Origin of the sequence: Duganella sp. CT11-25 (genome assembly GCF_047302815.1) — a bacterium.
Classification (GTDB): domain Bacteria; phylum Pseudomonadota; class Gammaproteobacteria; order Burkholderiales; family Burkholderiaceae_D; genus Rugamonas.
Genome location: NZ_JBKBFD010000001.1, coordinates 3609300 through 3630879, shown reverse-complemented (window position 1 = coordinate 3630879; position 21580 = coordinate 3609300). Strand labels below are relative to the sequence as shown.

Here is a 21580-nt window from a genome sequence, read left to right as displayed (position 1 = left end):
CATTTGGTGACCGGCGGCTTGCACCTGCGGATTCAATCGGTCAATGCAACACATCGTTCGAATCGTTGTGCTGGAGTTTCATAGTCTAACGTCTTTCTGGGGCGACCGTTCAGTCGGTTCGCCACCGCATCGAGCTGACCTTGTGAGTAGCCCGACAGATCGAGACCCTTTGGAAAATACTGTCGAAGAAGTCCGTTGGTGTTTTCATTTGAACCGCGCTGCCAAGGATTTTTCGGATCGCAGAAATAGACTTGGATATCGGTCGCCAACTTAAATCGTTTGTGATCAGCGAGCTCTTTTCCTCTATCCCAAGTAAGGGATTTGTAAAGTTCCTGCGGCAGTTTCATGGCATGCTGGATCAATGCGTCCACGACGGTTTGCGTGTCTTTGCCCGCGACCTTGACCAGCATAACGTAGCGCGTCTGGCGCTCGACGAGCGTCGCGATTTGACTGTTATGGCTGCCGAACAGCAGATCGCCTTCCCAATGCCCGGGGACCGCCCAGTCCTCCACAGAGGCGGGGCGCTCGCTAATCGATATCGCATTCTTGATCCTGCCGTGGTCATCCGTCTTCTGAGTATGATGACGGGAGCGGCGCATGGCGCGGGTCCGGCGTAGATGCTCAAGAAGCTCCTTCTTCAGCGCGCCGCGCGCCTGGATGTAGAGGCTGCGGTAAATCGTCTCGTGCGACACGTGATACCCCTCCGAACTTGGGAAGATGTGCTTGAGCCATCCAGCAATCTGCTCGGGCGACAACTCGAGTTGGAGCTTGCCGGCGACCAGTTCGGCCAGTTCCTGACTCTCGGTCAGCTTACAACGTTTGGGGCGACGCGCCTGATCCCAAGCATGCTGATCCGCCTGGACTGCGCGATATGCCGCGCGGCCACCGTTGCGATTAATTTCTCTGCTGACGGTCGACGGCGCGCGCCGTAGGCGCCGCGCGAGTGCGCGCACTGATTCCCCTGTGACGACCGACCGCGATATTTCTTCGCGTTCAGATAGCGTCAGAGCCCGCACGGATCGGCAACGCTGTGCTGGACGTATGCCGCCTGTCTCTGCAAAAATATGTTGGATCGATGAGTGGTTTCGATCGAACAACTGCGCAATCATCTGAAGGGAGTCACCTTGCTTCCAACGATCCCACATCAGAGCCTTCTGGCTTTCAGTGTAATAGATCCGGGGTCTCTGTTTCATGATCAACACTCCTCATGCTTATGCATTTAGGTTAGAGTGTTGCGACCACCGATTGAATCCGCAGCCGTTGACGGCCATACCGTAAAGTAGTAACAACGCTAGAAGTGTGGAACAATGCTCTCACGAACATACGGACCAAACCAGCGTCCAACTGGGTATGACGGCATAGTCCCTAAATTTTTCAAGTTGCCCAGATGGTGTCTCAGGCAATTGACTGCGCCGGAAACCGCGTGTTTTGAACAACCTTCAGTTCGGCAAATCGAGGCAGTCTCTGTGAACGCGCCGCGCGTCAGGAAATCATGCATAACAGCGGTGATCATTAGGAGGTCGTCAGGCTGCACATAAACCTCTGATTCCCAGCCGGTAGGCTCAACGGGCGGCACCCTGAAAAGATATTCCTCGTTGCCCCAATTCCACGCCCGACTACCTTGCCAGAGCTGACCGCATGCCGCGCAATGATAGAGCTTATGCTCACCGTCCAGATGCTTGGAAACCACGGTTAACGACTTCTTCAATTGGCGGCTGTCTTTGATTCTTTTCGTTATGGCCGCACGAAGAAACTCTAAATCATTGAACTGCGCGCAAAAACACATTATGACAATCCCAATTAAAAGCAAAATAAGCCAGTTCCACACTACGTTTTAAACGACGGCTTGTGGCCGTAGTCCGTCATCGGAGAGTAAGCAAGCCGTCTACCAATTGTCCAAGTGTCGCCTTCTCCATCGATTCCCAAAATGAACTTGGGGGAGTCAAAGAGTACTCTCGGCCAAGCATTTCCACAATATCTTCAAAGGCGCCGTCAGCGTCACTGAATGCGAACCGCGGACCATGAAAGGCTACCATTGCGACATCTTGAGGAATGAAAACAGCAGAACGCCAACCGAGCTGTTCGTGCAGTATTTGTGATATTTTACCGGCCAAAATTTGGCGTTCACCGCCTCCCCACTGTGACATCTCGGCTGCGTCCCGGTCTGCTTGGAGTTTTTTAAAGCGCTAAAAAAAGACAGGTCCGGGCCCAACCATCGGACGCCTATGAAAAACTTCTTCCACTTGTTAGTCGGTGGAAAATGTGCAGGAAATTCAAGAATATGCATCATCGCCATGCTCTTTATAATGGTCGCTGTCTGCTTCTGGCCGGTTCCGGTATATTCAGAGCGAGTATCAACCATCAGGACCGCGTCGAACAATTGCCACAGATTCTGCCAATGCTGACTCAAGGTCATTGGTATCAGAAGCGATTCGTCCTGGATAGCGTTCACACATCCACCGATACGTCTTGTCTCCGCGAGCTTCGTTTTCTTGTTTGAGTGATTCTTTCTGTGCATCGATAAAAGAACCGAGGTCAGCGCCATCTGGCGAAAGTGCGCGCAGGCGCTCGCTCGCCTTCGCTAAGTAGCCCTCCATTTCGTCAATAAACATTCTGTTTTTTTCCTTCCAAGCAAGGTATGACGAAGTGTTTTGGCCTTTCATTTCTGGAAACCGTTCGGAGCAAAGTTCTCCCATCCATCCCACATACCGAATCTGTGCTACTACATAACCCAGCGCGTGGGGATAGTTAGGAGGTGCACTATATACTGCCCCGATGTTAAATAAGAACGGGATGGAAATCAAAATGACGAGGGGATTACGAACATTCATCAATAACTCTTTGCATTGAAATTATTGCCGCCATCTGAAATTCAAATTCCGTTGGCAGGGGCTGACCCTACAATGACGGCTTCTGGCCGCGTGCCATCAGCTATCAACATTCCATAACGTCAGGTCATCAACTGGCTTCGGTAGTCGCTCTTCAAGCCACTTTGCTACCGTGCCAGGCTTAAAATCTTTATCCGAGCATTCAATGACCCAAGATAAGGAATCTCTCGGTCCACCATTCATGTACGGTGGAGGCGATACCGGAACAAAAGATGTTGGAAGCCGTTCGTTTATCGATAAGTAATTTAATACGTGCCCAAGCTCCTGCACAGCGTGCCAAGCCAGCGGATTGTCAATGTCAATCGCGAACTTTATCCACCAGCTACCATCATCTTCAACGCCATTGCCAAAGGGTTGAACAACGGCTGGAATTCTGGCTAGATAGCTTTCAAGTGTCTGGAAGGCCAGTTCCTTTTTCATCCGATTCCTTGTTCTAGTAGTCTTGGGCCGTCTGCTGTTGGCCGATAGCACTCATACTATATCTTGGCATAAGCGAACGGTTGAGTGGCGTATTTGTTCAACGCATTGAGAAAATCTCGTCGGCATTCTTCGGTTGTCCCATACGTTTGACTATCAGCGAGATGAATCCCGTCTTCAATGGAATCGAAAATATAGTAGAGGTCGGATGACCCCACTGTACGAGCGATCTGCGTTGCCTGACGTACTGGTCCATCGAGGTCGCCGTTCATGGACTGTACTGCCGCTGAAAGTGTTCCGAGTAGCCATCCGCAAACCAAGTTTAGATCAGGTTCACCCTTGACGTCATTGAGATCCAAGAGCAACGCTGCAAGCGGCTTTCGCCACGTGACCTCGATTATTTCACCGGGCGGCTCATCCATTTTATCAATGATAGAGAATGCCCAATCTCTAGCCTGATCTGGACAGCAAATTCCGACCTCTATACCAATGCGAAAATATTGAGCAAAACTTGCTAGCGATGGTGGCGTGTCTTCCGGGTCAAGCATGGAGATTCTCAATGGTTAGCAAAGTACGGAATGAACGAAATGTCGGTTTTTGGCCGAATTCTGCCATGCTCCTACTGTCGCGTGCGGTCTAAAGCCTAGTCGCAAATACCTACTTTATTCCGCGGCCCAAAAAGACAAAGATTCGAGCTCATCATACATCGGCATCTTGGAGGAAATATCCATTCCACCTGCCTCTATTATTGAGATGGCTCGCTGGCACACTTCTTCCTTTTTTCCTTTACTGAACCAATCTTGAACAGCTCCTCCGCCGTCTTTACTGATTGCATTTTGATAAGATCCAAGAACAGCCTTAACTCCGGCGTCGCCACCAGTGCTCTTTGCCTCGTCCAAGCGCTTCCCCATATACTTGATAGACGCGGACAGATATTTCGCGTTTCGCTGCTGCCAAACCGCCAAAAACTCTTTCGCGGTTTCCGGACGATTAAGGATAGGCAGGCAGTCTCGTGCCAACCGGCCAACCGTAAAATTCAAAGTACCGATGGCGGCGGATGAGGCATCTCGAGACTCGGTGACTACGCTCGCCGACACTTGAGACATAGCCGTGGCCGGCAATCCCGCAATTAGAAGGCATACTGAAAGTTGGACCCAGCTAAATATATCTTTGTTCATATTTCTTCAAATTCAAACGTAAAAATTTGTCTGGCAGTTGTCCTGCTATGACAAGGTTTTCGAACGGCCGTTGTTGGCCGATTTCCATCGATTTAGTCAGGAAGTGGAATTGGTACACTTGGGTTTGCTGAGTTTAAGTTCAACCCCTGGCTCACCAATTTCCGTCACCCTGTCTGCCCCGCCAGCTGGCCCATATCCTTGATAGGAGTTGGCTCCACCCCAGGTGTGGGTCAACTCCTTGGGCAGTTTATTTCGAAGGTCGTAGAGAGATATCTTCACCCATTCGGTGGGCGCGCGCGCCTCGCTTTTCTTTGCAATCTCTTGGTTTTTCTCAGGCGATGCTGGTTCAATCTTCAAACCCAAAGTGAAACCATTGGGTAGCGTAAATCGATGGATTTCGGAGGGCACGACCTCATAGTGTGCTATCTCAACTTTCCCGCTTGAGACGACCACGGACTGCGCGTTACACGCCGCGCTTGCAGATTGAAGCGCTGTCAGACCGCTGGAAACCAGAATCGCTAGACACATAGCACTTTTCATCTCAAACCTCCTTTTGGATAGAGAGCTATAGTTTAGCTTCGACAAGCACAGACAAAACTCGCGAAGTGTAAACGGCTTCAAGGAAAGTGACCGTCTGCAGCTGGCCGAACTCGGGCGTCAGCTTACAACTCCCAAGATGGCAGTTCATCGTTCTCGCCAAGTTCACAGCCGTAGAAGCTTGCGCCACAGGCTTTGACTTCCTCTAGTTTCGCGCCATTCGTCTTTATTGACTCGATTGCGGCAAGTTCGAGTATTGCGCCAGTGAGGTCGGCGGCTGAAAAATTAGCACATTTAAGATTGCATTCTCTAAAGCTCACGCCGCGCAAGCTAGCTCTAGAAAAATCAGCATCAAAAAAACAAGAATGCTTTTCGAAGTCAGCACCATCCAGTTTGATTCCAACAAGGGACTCGCCGCTCAAGTCGGTATTCGGGAAGTGCCGTTCTCCAGCAGCATATCGCAATTCAAGCTCGGCTCGGTTTTCAGGTGGATTGTAGCTTTCGGTTGAATGTGAATTCATATAAAAACTTTCTACAACGACAGGCAGCTTTTGGTCGAAATCGGCTGGCCCTATACAACGTAGCATCTTGCGTACCCGCAAGGCTCAAACTTTGTCACGTTTGATGTTGCCGCCCCAACTCGGACCTTCGTCGTCACCAAGACTCCGTGTGTCAATTTAATTGCCTAGGCCCCGTTGCAAATTTCTAGATTTATTCTAAAAACCAGAATTATCATTGGAAAAATTTTTCAATTTACGTTAGACGCCAATAGGTTAATTTAATAAACATGAGGTGCATATAGATTTGATTTATTAAGTGAAATGCTTTTAAGATCAAACCTTACTAAAAGCTCTTGCAAGTGTGGAATCAACCACTCATCGAGAGTAGGGGAGGTGTATACTTCATCAATTAGCACTGATAGGTCTACTGACAACGCATGACTGTCCCTTGGAGTTGATTCACCCTCCGGAATTTCCCAATGAAGTAGTCTTACCTCATTTTCATGCTGAAAGCTTTTTCTTTTCATGTAGGGAAGCCTAAGCATATTTAGTTCGCCAACATTGTCGCGTTCATAGTCTAGATATTGAACTCTACCTAAAAAGAAATTTTTTTCATCGGTTATGGCATGCTTTAATTTCCCCACCGTCGTCTTAATAGCAAATCCAGCTGACTTCGCATATTGATCCCACAAAGCAGCTGATTCAAATTTACTTTCGTGCCAACAACTAACAAAGAATGTTTGGCGAAGTGCCTGCGACGCTCCAATAAACTCAGTTACATGATCTTCCTTCCAGCTATCACCTATGTCAGCAACAAATTGCTTCGGCCAAACTCCCTCCCAGGGGTCTAAAAAGCTATCAGCCCTGTTAAGAAATAATTTCTTTGTGCAGAGCATGGAAAGTAGTTTTTCGAGGCTCATGTAGCGCCAAATAGTGGTGTCTTCATCTGGTGTTTTAATGGAACTATGGGCTTCGTACACTACATCTCCTCAAATAGAAAAAATCAATAACGTAAAGCTTCGCGTCATGCAAATTTATTAGCGAAACTTACGAAATCATGTGAAATTCCGACAGTCCATTTTTGGCCGCTATGTGCCATTAGCTTCGCTTTTCAATAATTCTTCATCGAACCAAACGTCTTCGTAATCCGGCGCGAGTAAAACTCGCCATCCTGGCGGGAGCCCTAGATACGGAACAATCCTATCGCAGTAGTCCGACACGTGGGCAGCGCATAGCGGCTGATAAAAATTAGGATCCTTAGAATGCTCGCCACCGTAGATGTACCAGCCACAATCCCCGTTCTCTGGCCGGACTCGAACCGCATGGAGAGGGACAGTCGCTAAAGTTCTCAGAGCGAGCCCGACCTTCTCATGCGCATCAGGCGGCATGTATTGGGCATTGAATCGCCGGCAAATTTGCTGTTGGGCAGTGAGCATTTCAAGGTATTAGGTTTGTAGTGATTTTCAAGGGCGGCTTCTGGCCGTACTTTGTCACCGAAGTGCAAGCAGTCCATCGACCAGTTGTCCAAATGTTGCATGTTCAGTGGACTCCCAAAATGAACGTGAGGGAATTAATGAGTAGTCCCGCTCTAGCATTTCAACAATATCATCAAAGGCGGCTTCAGGGTCGCTAAAGTCGAAACGCGGGCCATGAAAAGCAACAATTGCGACATCCTGAGGAATAAACACAGCAGAACGCCAATCGAGCTGCTCGTGCAATATCTGCGATATCTTTTCTGCCAAGGTCTGCCGCTCACCGCCTCCCAACTGAGACATATCTGCGGCAGTTCGACGCGCCTGAAGCTCTTTTAACGTTTTGAAAAAGGACAGGTCCGGCCCCAACCAACGTATGCCTATAAAAAATTTCTTCCACTTGTCAGTTGGCGGGAAATGCGGCGGAAATTCAAGAATGTCCTTAGTCGCCATACTTTTTCTGTCTATGAAGTCTGCTTCTGGCCGAACTCAGCCGAGGGAGTTCAGGATAGCAGCTTGCTTATCTGTAAAACTCACGAATTCTCACGCCAAACCGATGAAGCCTCATAGCCGACCAAAAGTGGCCGAGCAGACCGGCTTTGATAGCATAGACCTCGGCGGCACGATCTAATTTGCGCGTCTGGCTTATGACTATCGATGCCGCTTGGACTACGGCGGGTGACGTTATTCACGAAGGTGTCTGTCAAAGCCACCGCTGCCTCGCTCTGTGACGGTATACGGATTTAGCTGGCAAACCTACCGTAAGAAATACCGTCAGAAATCAGAGTTGGTGGGATTCAGGGGGAGACTGGCTTAGCCAATAAAAAACCCGCCGTCATAGGAGAGGGGCGGGTTCTTGACTGATACTGGCTTACATGGATTGTAACGATTGGTGCCTCGGGCCGGAATCGAACCGGCACGCCTTGCGGCGGCGGATTTTGAGTCCGCTGCGTCTACCAGTTCCACCACCGAGGCAACGCGACCAGCATTATCACTGATTTGCCCCCCTGCCGCAACCCTGGGGGTGTTTTTTTATATTTAAACAAGTTTTCTGCCCATCCGAAGCGGGTATCATCTCGCCTACCGCCAGACTTTGCCGGCTCCGCGCCGGCGCAAAAGCATGAAAAACAAGAAGATACGCGAGATTATCCTGGGCAAGCCGCTCGACCCGATGAAGAGCGAGACCCGCCATTCGATGGCGCTGGTGGCCTTCCTGGCCTGGGTCGGGCTGGGCGCCGACGGCCTGTCCTCCTCCGCCTACGGTCCCGAGGAAACCTTCCGCGCGCTGGGCACGCACACCCACCTGGGCCTGTACATGGCGATCGCCACCGCCGTGACGGTGTTCATCATCGCGCTGGCGTATAACCAGGTGATCGAGCTGTTCCCGACGGGCGGCGGCGGCTACCGCGTGGCGACCAAGCTGGTGGGGCCGTACATGGGCCTGATCTCGGGCTGCGCGCTGATCCTCGACTATGTGCTGACGATCGCCATTTCCATCGCTTCCGGCGTCGATGCGCTGGCCTCGTTCCTGCCGCTGGGCTTCCAGCCCTACAAGCTGTGGGCGGAGATGTTCTTCATCGGCTTGCTGATCGTGATGAACCTGCGCGGCCTGAAGGAGGCGATCCAGATCCTGCTGCCGATCTTCCTCGGCTTCGTGGCCACGCATCTGGTCTTGATCGTGTATGGCATTTTCGCCCACGCCTCGCACCTGCCGCAGCTGATCCCGGCGACGATGGCCGAGACCGGCGACCTGGCCAGCCAGATCGGCTGGGCCGGCGTGGCGGGCATGCTGCTGCTGGCGTATTCGCAGGGCGGCGGCACCTACACCGGGCTGGAGGCGGTGTCGAACAACGTCAACCTGCTTGCCGAGCCGCGCGTGCGTACCGGCAAGATGACGATGCTGTACATGGCGCTGTCGCTGGCCTTCACGGCCGGCGGCATCATCCTGCTGTACCTGCTGTGGGACGCGCGGCCGGTGCCGGGCGAGACCCTGAATGCGTCGACCTTCAAGACCATCATCGCCAGCATGGGCCTGGGCGGCGAGATGCTGAACCAGCTGCTGCTGGTGATCGTGCTGGCGTTCGAGGCCGGCCTGCTGTTCGTGGCGGCCAATACCGGTTTCCTCGGCGGGCCGTCGGTGCTGTCGAACATGGCGGCCGATTCGTGGGTGCCGCACAAGTTCCGTTACCTGTCGACGCGGCTGGTGACGCAGAACGGCATCCTGGTGATGGGCATCGCGGCGCTGGCCATCCTGTGGTGGACCGGCGGCAGCGTGACCCTGCTGGTGGTGCTGTATTCGATCTCGGTGTTCCTGACGTTCGCGATTTCGCTGTTCGGGCTGGTGTTGTACTGGTCGCGCAACCGCAGGAAGGGCACGCGCTGGAAGCGCCGCTGGCTGCTGTCGGCCACCGGCTTCGTGATTTGCGCCGGCATCCTGGCGATCCTGCTGATCGAGCGCTTTACCGAGGGCGGCTGGGCGACGGCGGTGATCATCGCCGCGATCGCCGCCTTGTGCGTCTACATCCGCCGCCACTACCGCGCCACCAAGCAGGCGATCCATTCGGTGGACGAGGTGTTCGCCAGCCAGCCCTTCGGCCCCGGCACCGAGCCGGTGGAGCCGGATCCGGAAGCGCAGACCGCCGTGTTCATCGTCGGCAATTCGCGCGGCGGCGGGCTGCACGCCTTGCTGTGGGTGCAGCGCATGTTCCCTAACCACTTCAAGAATTTTTTGTTCGTGAACGCGCGCACGGTCGATTCGCACGCCTACGGCGGCGAGGGCGCGCTGGAGCAGATGCGCGAGGAGGCGGCCGAGACGCTGGAGTACTTCGTCGATTTCTGCCACAGCCACGGCATGGCGGCCTCGTCTTACCTGGGCTTCGGCACCGATGCGGTGGAAGAGGTGACGCGCCTGTGCGAGGAGATCAGCCGCGAGTTCCCGCACGCGATTTTCTTCACGAGCAAGCTGATCTTCTCTTCCGATAACTGGTTCACGCGGCTGCTGCACAACCAGGCGGCGCTGGCTGCCCAGCGCCGCCTGCACCTGGAGGGGTTGCAGATGGTGATTCTGCCGATGAAGGTTTAGGCCGGCAGCAGGAAGTCCCAGTCCTGCACGCCGATCTTGTGCAGCTTCACTTCCTCGGACACCATGAAGTTCTGCGCCACCTGTTCCAGCGTCATGCCGTGCGCCATCTTGTCGGTCCAGTACGTCAGGCCGCCGGCATCGCTGTGACGGCTGAAGATGTTCTGGTACAGCAGCTCGACGTCGTGCGCGCTGTCGCCGTTGAACGCGGCCGCGTTCCGGCCTTGCGCTTCCGCCGAGCTGATCAGGTCCAGCGCGATCTTGCCCAGGCTGAGGCCGTTCTTCGCGGCGGTGGTCCAGAACTCGACGCCCAGATAGTCGGCCTGGCGTCCCAGCACGTCCTGGTACAGGCCGGCGATCGAGGAGATCGCGGCGTTGTTGACCACCGCCACCGTGGCGTCGCTGAATTTCAGGCTTTCCGCGTTGAGCACCAGCGCGTGCTGGTTGGGCTGCGCCTTGGCCGTCACGACGACGTAGCCGTCGTGGTTGACCACCGTGTAGTCGGCGCTGGCGCCGCTGAACACGGCGGTATCGTTGCCCAGCCCGCCATGCAGGATGGTCGTGTTGGCTTCCCCCGCCGCGCCCATGGCGCCGGCGCCGCCGGCGGCACCCTGCAGCGGCGCCGTCGTGCCGAAGACCAGGCTGTCGTCGCCGCCGCCCGAGAACACCGAACTGCCGCTGCCGGAAGACACGGTGAATTGCTGGCTGGCGGCGTCGCCGGTCAGGATCTGGCCGGTGGTGTTGCCGGTCACGTTGACGCTGCCGACGATGGCGGCGAAGTCCACCGAGTTCAACACCAGGTTGCTGCCGCTGGGGAGATTGCTGACGTCGATCACCAGCGCCGTGTGCTGGCCTTCGGTGCTGGTGCCGGTCAGCGTCAGCGCGCCGGTCGGCGCGGTGGTGCCGCTGGTCGGCGTGATGGTTTGGACCAGCAGCGGCACGGTGGAGGCCAGCTGGGTCAGGAAGGTCAGGCCGTTGCCGGTCAGGTGGCTCTGGTCGCTGGTCGGGTGGTCCGGCGTGGCCGCGCGGATGGCCTGGATCAGGTGGTCGAGCGAATCGCCGGCCGGCTGGCTGGCGCCGCCGGTGGCGGTCAGGCCGAAGCCCGGCGCGACCTGCGCCAGCAGCAGATTGGCGTTGCCGCTGGTGACCAGCGGGATGTCGGCCACGCCGGCGCTGCCGCTGGACTCGCTGCGGCCCGGGGTGACGATCGGGATGACGATCTGGGTGCCGCTGCCGCCGCCCGGCAGCGTGACGGGCTGCTGCGTGACCGGCACGCCGTCGACGGTGGTGGGCGGCGTGGTTGGCGGTTCCGGCGGCGATTCGATGGTCAACTCCAGCGACGGGCCGGCGACGGAGACGTTGCCGGCCAGGTCGAGCGCCTTGACCGTCAGCGTATGGCCGCCGACCGACAAGGCGCTGCTGGTGATGCTCCAGTCGCCGTTGCCGTCGGCGGTGGCGGTGCCCAGCACGGTGGTGCCGTCGGTGTCGTACAGCTTGACGGTGGCGTTGGCCTCGGCGGTGCCGGTGAAGGTCGGCGTGGCGGCGTTGGTGATGCCGTCGCCGACGGTGCCGCTGTCGCTGGCGGTGGCCAGCACCGGCGCGCCCGGCGCCGTCGGCGCCTCGGTGTCGATGAACAACTCCAGGCCGCTGCTGGCGGTGGAGATGTTGCCGGCGCGGTCGGTCTGCTTGACGGTCAGCGTGTGGTCGCCTTCGCTCAGCGTGCTGGAGACGATGCTCCAGGCGCCCGAGCCGCTGGCGGTGGCCGTGCCCAGCAGGGTGGTGCCGTCGGTGTCGTACAGCTTGACGGTGGCGTTGGCTTCAGCGGTGCCGGTGATGGTGGGCGTGGCGGCGTTGGTGATGCCGTCGCCCAGCGTGCCGCCGTCGCTGGCGGTGGCCAGCACCGGCGTGGCCGGCGCGGCGACCGTGGTGTCGATCCTGACCGTCAGGCCGCCGCTGGCGAGCGAGACGTTGCCGGCGGCGTCGGTCTGCTTGACGGTCAGCGTGTGGCTGCCTTCCGCCAGCGTGCTGCTGGTGATGCTCCAGTTGCCGGTGCCGTCGGCGGTGGTGGTGCCCAGCAGGGTGGTGCCGTTGGTGTCGTACAGCTTGACGGTGGCGTTGGCCTCGGCGGTGCCGGTGAACGCCGGCAGGACGTTGTTGGTGATGGCGTCGCTGCTGGAGGTGCCGGTGTCGGTGCCGGCGGTCATCGCCGGTGTGGACGGCGCCAAGGCCGCCGTGTGGTCCAGCGTGAAGGTCTGGCCCGCCGCGTAGCCGCCGATGATGCCGACCGCCGAACCGTTCTCGATGCCGGTGCCGCTGCTGTTCACATCCAGCCGCAGCGTGCCGTCGCCGCTGATGCCGTTGACGGTGACGGTGTAGGTGTCGCCGCTGCCGGTGATCGAGTCGATGGTGCCGGCGGCGCTGCCGCTGGTGGTGAGCGTGAAGTCGGAGGCGTCGACGCCGTTGACCGACTGGCTGAAGGTGACCGTGTAGGACACCGAGGTGGCGGCCGTCGGCACGGTGGACGAGGCGCTGGCGGCGCGCTCGATCGAGGCGACGCCGGGCGCGTCCACCACGTCGATGCTGAAGATCTGGAAGGCGTCGTTGCCGGCGGCGTCGGTGGCCTTCATATAGATGTGATAGGTGCCGGCGCTCAGGTTCTGCGCCGCCACCAGGTTGCTGCCGGAAACGGTGAACTTGCCGTTGTCGGCGTCGATGGTGCCGTTGCCGGCCTGGAAGCCGTAGGTGATGTCGGTGTCGTCGGTGGCCGACAGCGTGGCGATGGTGGCGCCGTTGGTGGCGCTGGACATCGTCACGTTGGTGGTGCTCAGTTGCAGGCCGACCGGGCCGATGGTGTCGAGGGTATAGGTGAAGCCGCTGGAGGCGACCGAGACGTTGCCCGCCGCGTCGGTCTGCTTGACCGTCAGCGTGTGCTCGCCGGAGGTCAGCGGGTTGCTGACGATGGTCCAGTTGCCGGCGCCGTCGGCGGTGCCGCTGCCCCGCAGCGTGGTGCCGTCGGTGTCGTACAGGCGCACGGTGGCGTTGGCTTCGGAGTGGCCGGTGATCACCGGCATGCTGGCGTTGCTGATGCCGTCGCCCAGGGTGCCGCTGTCGCTGCCGGCGTCCAGCGCCAGCGTGGTCGGCGCGACGACCGTGGTGTCGATGGTCAGCGTCAGGCCGGTGCTCAGCGGCGAGGTCAGGCTGCCGCCGTCGGTCTGGGTCACCTTCAGCGTGTGGCCGCCTTCGGACAGCGTGCTGCTGGTGATGCTCCAGTCGCCGCTGCCGTCGGCGGTGGTGGTGCCCAGCAGCGTGGTGCCGTCGGTGTCGTACAGCTTGACGACGGCGTTGGCGGCGGCGGTGCCGGTCAGCGTCGGCGTGGTGTCGCTGGTGATGCCGTCGCCCAGCGTGCCGCTGTCGCTGCCGCTGGAGACGGTCGGCGTCGGCGGCGCGGACGGGCCGGGGCGGCCGCCCATGACGATGGTGCTGGAACTGAAGGTGACGGAATCGGTGCCGTCCGTGCCCTGGATGGCGTTGACGTCATTGGCGCCGGTCGGGTCGCTGTAGGAGAACTCGATGATGTCGCCGGCGGTGAGCGCCGAGGCGCTGAAGGTCAGGGCCACGGTCTTGGCGGCGCTGTCGACGGTGACGCCGGTCACGGTGACGCCGCTGCCGTTGATCTGCATGTCGAAGGCGTTGGTCGGCGGCGGATTCGCGGCGTCCAGCGCGACATCGAAATGTATGGTGAAGAATTGTTCGCCGATGTAGCCGTCGGAACTGGAATAAGTGGGTTGCGTGATGGCAGTCATCTCTATCTTTCCTGGTGGTGGTCGGGAGTGACCATGAAGTCAGGCGAGTATAGGGCGATTTCACTGCGCAATTTGTGCTCAATTGTATCGCTGTAGACTGCTAGCAACAGCACCCTAAAGTACGGTAGTGCCGGCGGCGGCGTTCGTGATACGGAGCTTCTGTTGTGCAAGTAGCGCGAAGATGGCGTCCTTCGACAGCACGTACTGTTCCATCAGCACATCCTTCAGCTCGGCGATCTGCGGGCGGTAGTCGCCGATCGCTTCCAGCGTGTAGCTGTACAGCTCGTCGGCCTTGGCCTGCACCTGGTCGAGGTCGTGTTCCTGATTCTTGAACTGGCTGTAGTCCAGCTTGGAGCGCGAGTACATCGACAGCTTGTTGACCATCAGGTCCAGCATCGAGGTGGCCTTCTGGATATCGTTCTGGCTGCCGACCGAAATGCCGCGCGCGCCGTAGAACAGTTCCTCGGCGGCGACGCCGCCGTACAGCTGGATCACGTCGCGCTCCAGCTCCTCCAGCGTGCGCAGCGCGACGTCGTCCGAGGCCGACAGCACATAGCCCAGCGCGCCCAGCTTGGACACCGACTCGGTGCTGATCTTGAGCAGCGGCGAGCGCTGCTTGACCTGCTCCAGCGTCAGCCCCTGGCGCAGCCACGGGTCGATCTGCATGAAGAAGTGGCCCAGCTCGTGCAAGGCCACGCGCTCGCGCTGGCGGGTCTTCTCGGCGGTGGTGGCGCGGTCGGTGAGGCCGATGGTGGCGCGCTCGAAGGCGCGGAACATCAGGTCGGTGTTGATGACCGTGCTTTCCTGGATCGCGATCATGCTGGCCCGCTCGACCACCGTCTGCAGCAGCGCCGGGCTGAGGTTGGCGGTGATTTCCGCCACCTGGTCGAGGTTCAGCGCGTCCCAGTCGACGCAGCCGTCGGCCTTGCGCGCCAGGAAGGCCCGCAGCAGTTCGCGCCGCTCGGCCTTGTTCGGCAGGCGGAAGTTGATCTTGACCGAGAAGCGGCGCAGCATCGCCTCGTCCATCTGCGACGAGGCGTCGTCGAAGTTGGAGGCGACCACCCAGATGACGCCGGCGCCCTGGTCGCTGCGCACGCCGTCCAGCAGGCCCAGCAGCGTGTTGGCGGTATCGTCCTCCCATTTCTTTTCGCCGCGCCCGCGCGGCATGAACAGGCCCTGCGCTTCGTCGAGGAAGATGATGCAGCTGCCGCGCGCGCAAGCCTTGCGGTGCAGCGCGTGCAGCGCCTTGGAGCCGCCGCCGATGTAGCCCGATTCCAGCGCCGAGGCCGAGGCCTGGATCAGCGGCACGTTGAGGCGCTTGGCCAGGTAGCCGGCCAGCTTGGTCTTGCCGGTGCCGGCCGGGCCCGTCAGCATGACGTTGAAGGGCTTGTCGATGTCGTGCTCGCGGTAGACCGCGCGGTTGCGGATCATGTCTTCCAGGTGCAGGACTTCCTGCTTGATATCCTCCATGCCGATCAGGTCGTCCATGCTGCCGCCCAGCTGGTCCGGGGTCAGCACGGTGGCGGACACGCCCATGCCGGGCAGGCCGTGGCGCAGCAGGAACAGCGCCAGCCCCACCAGCAGCAGGTCGATCGCGTGGCGGCGCAGGAAGGCGCCGGCGCGCGCCAGGCCGCTGTCGTCCTCGTCCTGCAGCGCCGCCTTGTGCGAGGCCAGGTAGTCGTCGCGCGCGATGGCGTAGGGGATGTTATTGCGCAGCAGGATTTCGCGTTCCAGGCTCAGGTGCGTGCTGCCCGGCACCTTGACCACGTACAGCAGCGGATCGTCCTTCATCTTGAAGATGTAGCGCGGCGCCTCCGATTGCGGCATGGCCACCATCAGGTATTCCAGCTGCTCGCGCTGGGCCGCCAGCGCGGTGATCTGGGCGATGTCCTGCGAGCGCAGCATCGGGCTCGAATCCTGCGGCACCTCGGTGCGCCAGCTGAACAGGGCGAGCGCGGCCACCGCCAGCAGCGCCAGCGCGGCGCGGACGTAGTTGTTCCGCAGTGCGGATTGAAGTTTGTGAAGAGTAAACATAGTCGTTGCGATCCACCAAGGGAGGGGCGGCATGGTGTCGGGCTCAGCGCGGGGATGGGGCGCAGCAGCCGAGGCCGCCATTGGCCGGTGCGCAGAGCGGGGCGCGACCGGTATTGCTAACTTGTCTTGCGAAACGAACATGCCGTAGGGCAACTCGCTCTGTGCCCACTATAGCGGCATGCAGGGCGTTTGTCTCGGGTTGATCCAATAAAAAAACGCCGCCAGCAACAGATCCGGCGGCGCACGCCGTTCATCCCGTTTTTTTGCGCTTGGAGCACGCGCTTTTACCGCTCGTCGCATACGCCGGATATTGACGCCGGCCTTTGCTAATCTGTACATGTCTACCGCTGAACATCCTATTGCAGCGGTGGCTCCCAGCAGTTTATCGAGCACACAACCTTACGGAGCACACCATGAAAACCACCCTGTTCGGCATCGCTGCCGCGCTCGCTTTGACCTCGATGTCCGCCGTCCACGCGCAAGACCACAGCGTGCAAATCAAGCCGGTCCGCGCCTATCACATGGTGGCCGAGGATTTCCGCGACTTCCAGAACACCTATCTGCTGCAGAACGGCGAAACCATCGCCTTCAGCGCCCGCATGAACCACTTCTATACCCAGTTGGGCGACGGCGAGCGGGTGCGGATCTTCCCGGTATCGCGCAATGTGTTTGTGACCGGCAACGGCGCCCGCATCGAGTTCCGCGAGCAGGGTGAAACGGTGGGCATCGCCAGTTTCGAGAAGCTGTCGCTGGCCGGCGACCTGCCCGCCAATACCATGATGATGGCGGCGGCGCGCCGCTGAGCGCGCGGCCACAAACTTCTTCCCCACTTATTTGGAGCACTATCATGAAAAGCACTCTGTTGAGTATGGCTGTGGCCGCTGCATTGTCGATCGCGGCCGTCGGCGCCCAGGCCGCCCAGGACACCGCGGGCGATTCGGTCCAGATCAAGGCGCCGTCGGGTTTCCGTTTCGAACCCCAGGAATTCGCGGACTACCGCTACTCCTACGCGCTGAGCAATGGCGACACGATACGGTTCACCCAGCGCGGGGCCCATTATTACGCCCAGGTCGAGGACCATCCGAAAGTCGAAATCTTCGCCGTCGGCCCCGACAGGTTCGTGAGCGGCACCGGCGCCCAGCTGAAGTTCGACGACCAGGGCTACGCGCTGGCGATCGACAACTACGAGCGCCTGCCGATGGCCGCCCGGCTGCCGGCCAACACCATCGTCATGGCCCGGCGTTGAGGGCGGACGCCCGCTGCTTGGGCAAGGTCCAGTGTTCGTACTTGCGCTCCAGGCGCGCCATGGTGCCGTCGCGCCGCATCTCCGCCAGCGCGGCGTTGAGCCTGTCGATCAGCTCGTCCGGCACCGACGGGTTGCAGGCCAGGTAGACCTTGACGCGGTTGAACACCAGTAGCGGCACCACCTTGTCGGCCCAGTCGTACTGGCGCGGGCCGGGGCTGCCGTTGCGCATGCCCACCGCCCACAGGTCGATGCGCTTGAGCAGCACCTTTTGCGGATTGACCAGGTCGTTGCTGACCGACTCGACGTTGAAGCCGCGGCTGCGCAGGTAGTCGTCGCGGGCGTCGCCGATATAGGTGCCGATGCGCAGCTTGCGCGCGTCTTCCAGCGTCTTGAGCGGGAACTCGTGGTCGGCGCGGCCCCAGAACTGCCATTCGGCCTCGTCGGTCGGCCCCACCCATTTGAACAGCGCCTCCCGCTCCGGCGTGCGCGAGGTGGAATACACGCAGGTCTGGCCCTGGTTCAGCGCCATCATGTAGGCCCGTTTCCAGGGCAGCAGGTCGATCTTGTAGTCGGTGCCGGTGCGCGCCATCAGCTCGCGCACCTTGTCGGTCTCGCGGCCGGTGACGCCGTCCGCGCCCAGCATGCTGGACGGCGGCGAATGTTCGGTGGTGATGCTGAGCGGCGCGGCGAGGCCGTTGCCGGTGCAGCTTGCCGCCAGGAGGAATGTCAGGATAATAAGTCGCATGGGCTGGCCGCTTTCTGAAGAAAAGCATAGCAGCAATGCGAGCTGGACGACAACACCGCCGCCCAGCGGTGCGCTCAGTCCGCGCGGCGGTACAGGCGGAAGCGTTCCTCGCGGTCGGCCGGGCGCCGTCCTTCCCACAGCAAGATCCATTGGCGTCCCCGGTGCTGCGGCTGGATCTCGCGGTCGTCGCGCAGCTTGATGCTATCTTGCAACAGCAGCAGGTCGCACTTGCCGCCTTCGACGCCGGCGAACGGCAGCTGGGCGTAGTAGGCGAACGAGGCGCGCTGCGCCGGTCCGACGTTGGTTTCGATGCAGCCGCCGCCCGGCGGCAGCTTGTCGGCGATCTGGCGCGCGACGCTGGCGTAGCTCTTGCTGTAGTTGACGTCCGGCAGGAACAGGGTCATCAGCAGGATCCAGATCAGGATCAGGCCGCCCGACGACAGCACCACCGCGCGCCACAGCACCGACGGCCGGCGCGAGACGCGCCAGTGGACCAGCGCGAACCAGCCGGCGGTGGCCGCCAGCGCCACCAGGAAGGCGATCCAGCCCAGCTCCGGATGGAAGCCCGGCACCAGCTTGAGCGCGTTCTTGGCGGCCCGCGCCGGCCAGCCGGTCAGCTTGGCGATCCAGAAGATCCAGATCACGGCCGCGCACAAGGTCAGCGCCATCACCGAGAACCAGTCGATGGCGTTGATGGCGCCGCGCTTCATGGTCAGCAGGCCGAAGGCGGCCATGACGGCCAGCGGCGGCAGCAGCGGCAGCAGCTGGCCTTGCTCGGGCGTCGGATGGAACAGGGTCAGCAGCGTGCCCATGGTGACGAAGGCCAGCGGCACGACGATGTGCAGCACGCCGCGCTGGCGGCGCCAGGCCCACACGGCCCAGCCGGCGAACGGCCAGGCCGGCCAGAAGAACCAGAGGCCGACGCGGAAGAAGAATTTGAGCGAGAACAGGCTTGGCAGGCCGAGCTGCAGCCAGTTCCAGCCCAGCCAGGCGTTCAGCGGTTGCTGGTGGTAGGGTTCCAGCCATTGCGCCGGCGCCAGCCACAGCGCGGCGACGGCGGCGCCGACGGCGATCATGGCGCCCAGGTCGCGCACCGCGCGGATGGCGGGCTGGGCCAGGAAGCGGGTGCAGGCGAACAGGGCCAGCATCAGGAACACCGGCGTGACCCAGCCGCGCGTCAGGGTCAGCAGGCCGATCGCCAGGCCGCTCAGGGCGGCGTTGCGCAGCGACGGCTTTTCCACGTAGCGCACGGTGCGGTACAGCAGCAGCGCCGTCAGCGACACCTGCAGCGCTTCGGAGGTGGTTTCATGGCTGTGCAGCAGCAGGCCGAGGCAGCCGAGGTAGATCAGCACGGCGGCGTCGGCCAGCGTGCGGCCGAAATCGTCGGGCTCGGGCTGGCCGCCGAAGGCCAGGCGCAGCGGCTGCGCATCCTGGCGGCGGCCCAGGTTGAAGGTGGCGTACCACAGCGACAGCACGCCCAGCAGGAAGACGGCGACGGTGCCGACGCGCGCCGCCATCACGTCGCCCAGCAGCCAGCCGAACAGCTTGATGCCCAGCGCGCCCAGCCAGAAGGCCAGCGGGCCCTCGTCCGGCCACGACAGGCCGGCGACGTTGGGCCACAGCCAGTCCTGCCAGCCGCCGTGCGCCATCGTCCACATGATGCCGAAGCTGGCGGCGTCGTCGTTCTTCCACGGGTCGCGGCCGATCAGGCCGGGCAGGATGTAGAGCAGGCCGAGGGCGAACAGGGCCCAGCGCGGCAGTGCCAGGGTAGCGGCGGCGGGAAGACGGACTGGCTTCATCGATCAGTGTGTTTTAAGAGTAGAACCGGAGTATGAAGGAAACAAACAAAAAAAGCAGCCTGAGGCTGCTTTTTTGAGAGCGACTGGGAAACCCGGTTGCTTAGGCGTTGGCGACCGACGTTTTCGAACCGACGGTACCGAACTTCTGGCGGAATTTCTCGACGCGGCCGGCGGTGTCGACGATTTTGTGCTTGCCGGTGTAGAACGGGTGCGATTCAGCCGATACCTCGATCTTGATCAGCGGGTATTCTTTACCGTTGTGCTCGATCTTTTCGCGGGTCTGGATGGTCGAACGGGTGACGAATTTGAAGTCGCACGACAGGTCGTGGAACACAACTTCGCGGTATTCTGGATGGATTTCTGGTTTCATTTCGAAGCTTTCGGTTAGGTCGGTAGCCAAACAGCACTTCGTCGGTCGATCCTGCTTCTTGACCCGATTGCCGCTCACTTGCCAGTTTTAAAATAATGCGATCGGCGATTATACAGCCGTTAACGCAAACAGGCAACCGCGATGGTTGCCTGTTTAGCATGATTGCCTAGCGTTTAACCGCCTCGCCGCATCATGTCGAAGAACTCACCGTTGTTCTTGGTGGCCTTCATCTTGTCGAGGATGAACTCCATCGCCTCGATCTCGTCCATCGAGTACAGCAGCTTGCGCAGGATCCAGATCTTCTGCAGCTGGTCCGGCTTGATCAGCAGTTCTTCGCGGCGGGTGCCCGACTTGTTCAGGTTGATCGCCGGGTAGACGCGCTTCTCGGCCAGGCGGCGCTCCAGGTGCACCTCCATGTTGCCGGTACCCTTGAATTCCTCGTAGATCACGTCGTCCATGCGCGAGCCGGTTTCGATCAGCGCGGTGGCGATGATGGTCAGCGAGCCGCCTTCCTCGATATTGCGCGCGGCGCCGAAGAAGCGCTTGGGACGCTGCAGCGCGTTGGCGTCGACGCCGCCGGTCAGCACCTTGCCGGAGGCAGGGATCACGGTGTTGTAGGCGCGCGCCAGGCGGGTGATCGAGTCCAGCAGGATGATCACGTCTTTCTTCATTTCGACCAGGCGCTTGGCTTTTTCCAGCACCATCTCGGCGACCTGCACGTGGCGGGTGGCCGGCTCGTCGAAGGTCGAGGCGACCACTTCGCCGCGCACCGAGCGCTGCATCTCGGTCACTTCTTCCGGACGTTCGTCGATCAGCAGCACGATCAGCGTGCAGTCGGGATGGTTGGCGGTGATCGCGTGCGCGATGTGCTGCAGGATCACCGACTTGCCCGATTTCGGCGACGCCACCAGCAGGCCGCGCTGGCCCTTGCCGATCGGCGCGATCAGGTCGATGATGCGGCCGGTGATGTTTTCCGTGCCGTTGATGTCGCGCTCCAGGCGCAGCGGCTCGTTCGGGTGCAGCGGCGTCAGGTTCTCAAACAGGATGCGGTGTTTCGAGGCTTCCGGCGATTCGCCGTTGACCTTGTCTACCTTGACCAGCGCGAAGTAGCGCTCGCCGTCTTTCGGGGTGCGCACTTCGCCCTCGATCGAATCGCCGGTGTGCAGGTTGAAGCGGCGGATCTGCGACGGCGAGATATAGATGTCGTCGGTGGACGCCATGTAGCTGGCGTCGGGCGAGCGCAGGAAGCCGAAGCCGTCCGGCAGCACTTCGAGGGCGCCGTCGCCGAAGATCTGTTCACCGGATTTCGCGCGCTTTTTCAGGATCGCAAACATCAGTTCCTGTTTGCGCAGACGCGCCGCGTTGTCGATATCAAGACCGATGGCCATCTCCAGCAATGCCGAGACGTGTAAGGCCTTTAATTCAGATAGATGCATATGTGTTGAGTGTCCCGTGACGGGAAAGTAAAGGTAGGGGAGGGGACTGCGTGGTTGTCTCTATGTTATTCAACGG

19 protein-coding genes and 1 tRNA gene are annotated in these 21580 nt (G+C 59.9%); 3 read left to right on the top strand and 17 right to left on the bottom strand.

The features are described from left to right. Positions 1–32: 32 nt before the first annotated feature. The 11 genes from ACEN9F_RS15670 to ACEN9F_RS15620 all read right to left on the bottom strand — a co-directional run bounded on the left by ACEN9F_RS15670 (position 33) and on the right by ACEN9F_RS15620 (position 7967). Positions 33–1193: an IS30 family transposase gene (locus ACEN9F_RS15670; RefSeq protein ID WP_413421056.1), complete on the bottom strand. Its 1161-nt coding sequence runs from the start codon at positions 1191–1193 to the stop codon at positions 33–35. A gap of 98 nt (positions 1194–1291) precedes the next feature. Then, positions 1292–1828: a hypothetical protein gene (locus ACEN9F_RS15665; RefSeq protein ID WP_413421054.1), complete on the bottom strand. Its 537-nt coding sequence runs from the start codon at positions 1826–1828 to the stop codon at positions 1292–1294. A gap of 526 nt (positions 1829–2354) precedes the next feature. Then, the gene (locus ACEN9F_RS15660) at positions 2355–2831 is read right to left on the bottom strand and encodes a hypothetical protein (RefSeq protein ID WP_413421052.1); all 477 of its coding nucleotides are present in this window, start codon (positions 2829–2831) and stop codon (positions 2355–2357) included. Between the two features lie 96 nt (positions 2832–2927). Continuing rightward, positions 2928–3308 carry a hypothetical protein gene (locus ACEN9F_RS15655; protein WP_413421050.1) on the bottom strand — a complete coding sequence of 127 codons (381 nt, stop codon included), beginning with the start codon at positions 3306–3308 and terminating at the stop codon, positions 2928–2930. A 56-nt stretch (positions 3309–3364) separates the two neighbouring features. Continuing rightward, positions 3365–3853 (bottom strand): hypothetical protein, encoded by a 489-nt coding sequence (locus ACEN9F_RS15650; protein WP_413421048.1) that lies wholly within the window; start codon positions 3851–3853, stop codon positions 3365–3367. 114 nt (positions 3854–3967) lie between these two features. Next, a complete protein-coding gene (locus tag ACEN9F_RS15645; RefSeq protein ID WP_413421046.1) occupies positions 3968–4483 on the bottom strand; it encodes a hypothetical protein in 516 nt (171 codons plus the stop codon). Between the two features lie 96 nt (positions 4484–4579). Beyond that, entirely contained in the window at positions 4580–5023 is a 444-nt protein-coding gene (locus tag ACEN9F_RS15640; RefSeq protein WP_413421044.1) for a hypothetical protein, read from the bottom strand. A gap of 122 nt (positions 5024–5145) precedes the next feature. Then, positions 5146–5541 carry a pentapeptide repeat-containing protein gene (locus ACEN9F_RS15635; RefSeq protein WP_413421042.1) on the bottom strand — a complete coding sequence of 132 codons (396 nt, stop codon included), beginning with the start codon at positions 5539–5541 and terminating at the stop codon, positions 5146–5148. 257 nt (positions 5542–5798) lie between these two features. Continuing rightward, entirely contained in the window at positions 5799–6500 is a 702-nt protein-coding gene (locus ACEN9F_RS15630) for a DUF2971 domain-containing protein (RefSeq protein WP_413421040.1), read from the bottom strand. Between the two features lie 510 nt (positions 6501–7010). Next, the gene (locus ACEN9F_RS15625) at positions 7011–7445 is read right to left on the bottom strand and encodes a hypothetical protein (RefSeq protein ID WP_413421038.1); all 435 of its coding nucleotides are present in this window, start codon (positions 7443–7445) and stop codon (positions 7011–7013) included. Between the two features lie 437 nt (positions 7446–7882). After that, a tRNA-Leu gene (locus ACEN9F_RS15620) sits at positions 7883–7967 on the bottom strand. A 145-nt stretch (positions 7968–8112) separates the two neighbouring features. On the opposite strand from ACEN9F_RS15620, the gene ACEN9F_RS15615 reads away from it, so the two are divergent. After that, complete coding sequence (locus ACEN9F_RS15615) at positions 8113–10074, top strand: amino acid permease (protein ID WP_413421036.1); 1962 nt, start codon at positions 8113–8115, stop codon at positions 10072–10074. On the opposite strand, the gene ACEN9F_RS15610 is transcribed toward ACEN9F_RS15615, so the two are convergent. Further along, on the bottom strand, positions 10071–13874 hold the full coding sequence (locus tag ACEN9F_RS15610; RefSeq protein WP_413421034.1) for an Ig-like domain-containing protein: 3804 nt from the start codon (positions 13872–13874) through the stop codon (positions 10071–10073). The genes ACEN9F_RS15615 and ACEN9F_RS15610 overlap by 4 nt on opposite strands. 114 nt (positions 13875–13988) lie before the next feature. After that, complete coding sequence (locus ACEN9F_RS15605; RefSeq protein WP_413421032.1) at positions 13989–15908, bottom strand: AAA family ATPase; 1920 nt, start codon at positions 15906–15908, stop codon at positions 13989–13991. Positions 15909–16321: 413 nt separating this feature from the next. On the opposite strand from ACEN9F_RS15605, the gene ACEN9F_RS15600 reads away from it, so the two are divergent. Continuing rightward, the gene (locus ACEN9F_RS15600) at positions 16322–16711 is read left to right on the top strand and encodes a gel scht (protein WP_413421030.1); all 390 of its coding nucleotides are present in this window, start codon (positions 16322–16324) and stop codon (positions 16709–16711) included. A 44-nt stretch (positions 16712–16755) separates the two neighbouring features. Continuing rightward, on the top strand, positions 16756–17154 hold the full coding sequence (locus ACEN9F_RS15595) for a gel scht (protein WP_413421028.1): 399 nt from the start codon (positions 16756–16758) through the stop codon (positions 17152–17154). Here ACEN9F_RS15595 and ACEN9F_RS15590 read toward each other — a convergent pair. The 4 genes from ACEN9F_RS15590 to rho all read right to left on the bottom strand — a co-directional run bounded on the left by ACEN9F_RS15590 (position 17138) and on the right by rho (position 21504). Next, the gene (locus ACEN9F_RS15590; RefSeq protein ID WP_413421026.1) at positions 17138–17899 is read right to left on the bottom strand and encodes a substrate-binding periplasmic protein; all 762 of its coding nucleotides are present in this window, start codon (positions 17897–17899) and stop codon (positions 17138–17140) included. The genes ACEN9F_RS15595 and ACEN9F_RS15590 overlap by 17 nt on opposite strands. A gap of 74 nt (positions 17900–17973) precedes the next feature. Continuing rightward, positions 17974–19698, bottom strand: a complete 1725-nt coding sequence (locus ACEN9F_RS15585; protein WP_413421024.1) for an ArnT family glycosyltransferase — start codon at positions 19696–19698, stop codon at positions 17974–17976. 100 nt (positions 19699–19798) lie between these two features. After that, complete coding sequence (locus tag ACEN9F_RS15580; protein ID WP_413421022.1) at positions 19799–20068, bottom strand: type B 50S ribosomal protein L31; 270 nt, start codon at positions 20066–20068, stop codon at positions 19799–19801. A 173-nt stretch (positions 20069–20241) separates the two neighbouring features. Then, the gene (gene rho / locus ACEN9F_RS15575; protein WP_116991848.1) at positions 20242–21504 is read right to left on the bottom strand and encodes a transcription termination factor Rho; all 1263 of its coding nucleotides are present in this window, start codon (positions 21502–21504) and stop codon (positions 20242–20244) included. Between the last annotated feature and the right edge of the window lie 76 nt (positions 21505–21580).

Coding starts and splice junctions, on each gene's coding strand:
- ACEN9F_RS15670 (WP_413421056.1), bottom strand. CDS start 1,193: ATGAAACAGAGACCCCGGATCTATTACACTGAAAGCCAGAAGGCTCTG.
- ACEN9F_RS15660 (WP_413421052.1), bottom strand. CDS start 2,831: ATGAATGTTCGTAATCCCCTCGTCATTTTGATTTCCATCCCGTTCTTA.
- ACEN9F_RS15655 (WP_413421050.1), bottom strand. CDS start 3,308: ATGAAAAAGGAACTGGCCTTCCAGACACTTGAAAGCTATCTAGCCAGA.
- ACEN9F_RS15650 (WP_413421048.1), bottom strand. CDS start 3,853: ATGCTTGACCCGGAAGACACGCCACCATCGCTAGCAAGTTTTGCTCAA.
- ACEN9F_RS15645 (WP_413421046.1), bottom strand. CDS start 4,483: ATGAACAAAGATATATTTAGCTGGGTCCAACTTTCAGTATGCCTTCTA.
- ACEN9F_RS15640 (WP_413421044.1), bottom strand. CDS start 5,023: ATGAAAAGTGCTATGTGTCTAGCGATTCTGGTTTCCAGCGGTCTGACA.
- ACEN9F_RS15635 (WP_413421042.1), bottom strand. CDS start 5,541: ATGAATTCACATTCAACCGAAAGCTACAATCCACCTGAAAACCGAGCC.
- ACEN9F_RS15625 (WP_413421038.1), bottom strand. CDS start 7,445: ATGGCGACTAAGGACATTCTTGAATTTCCGCCGCATTTCCCGCCAACT.
- ACEN9F_RS15615 (WP_413421036.1), top strand. CDS start 8,113: ATGAAAAACAAGAAGATACGCGAGATTATCCTGGGCAAGCCGCTCGAC.
- ACEN9F_RS15610 (WP_413421034.1), bottom strand. CDS start 13,874: ATGACTGCCATCACGCAACCCACTTATTCCAGTTCCGACGGCTACATC.
- ACEN9F_RS15605 (WP_413421032.1), bottom strand. CDS start 15,908: ATGTTTACTCTTCACAAACTTCAATCCGCACTGCGGAACAACTACGTC.
- ACEN9F_RS15600 (WP_413421030.1), top strand. CDS start 16,322: ATGAAAACCACCCTGTTCGGCATCGCTGCCGCGCTCGCTTTGACCTCG.
- ACEN9F_RS15595 (WP_413421028.1), top strand. CDS start 16,756: ATGAAAAGCACTCTGTTGAGTATGGCTGTGGCCGCTGCATTGTCGATC.
- ACEN9F_RS15590 (WP_413421026.1), bottom strand. CDS start 17,899: ATGCGACTTATTATCCTGACATTCCTCCTGGCGGCAAGCTGCACCGGC.
- ACEN9F_RS15585 (WP_413421024.1), bottom strand. CDS start 19,698: ATGAAGCCAGTCCGTCTTCCCGCCGCCGCTACCCTGGCACTGCCGCGC.
- ACEN9F_RS15580 (WP_413421022.1), bottom strand. CDS start 20,068: ATGAAACCAGAAATCCATCCAGAATACCGCGAAGTTGTGTTCCACGAC.
- rho (WP_116991848.1), bottom strand. CDS start 21,504: ATGCATCTATCTGAATTAAAGGCCTTACACGTCTCGGCATTGCTGGAG.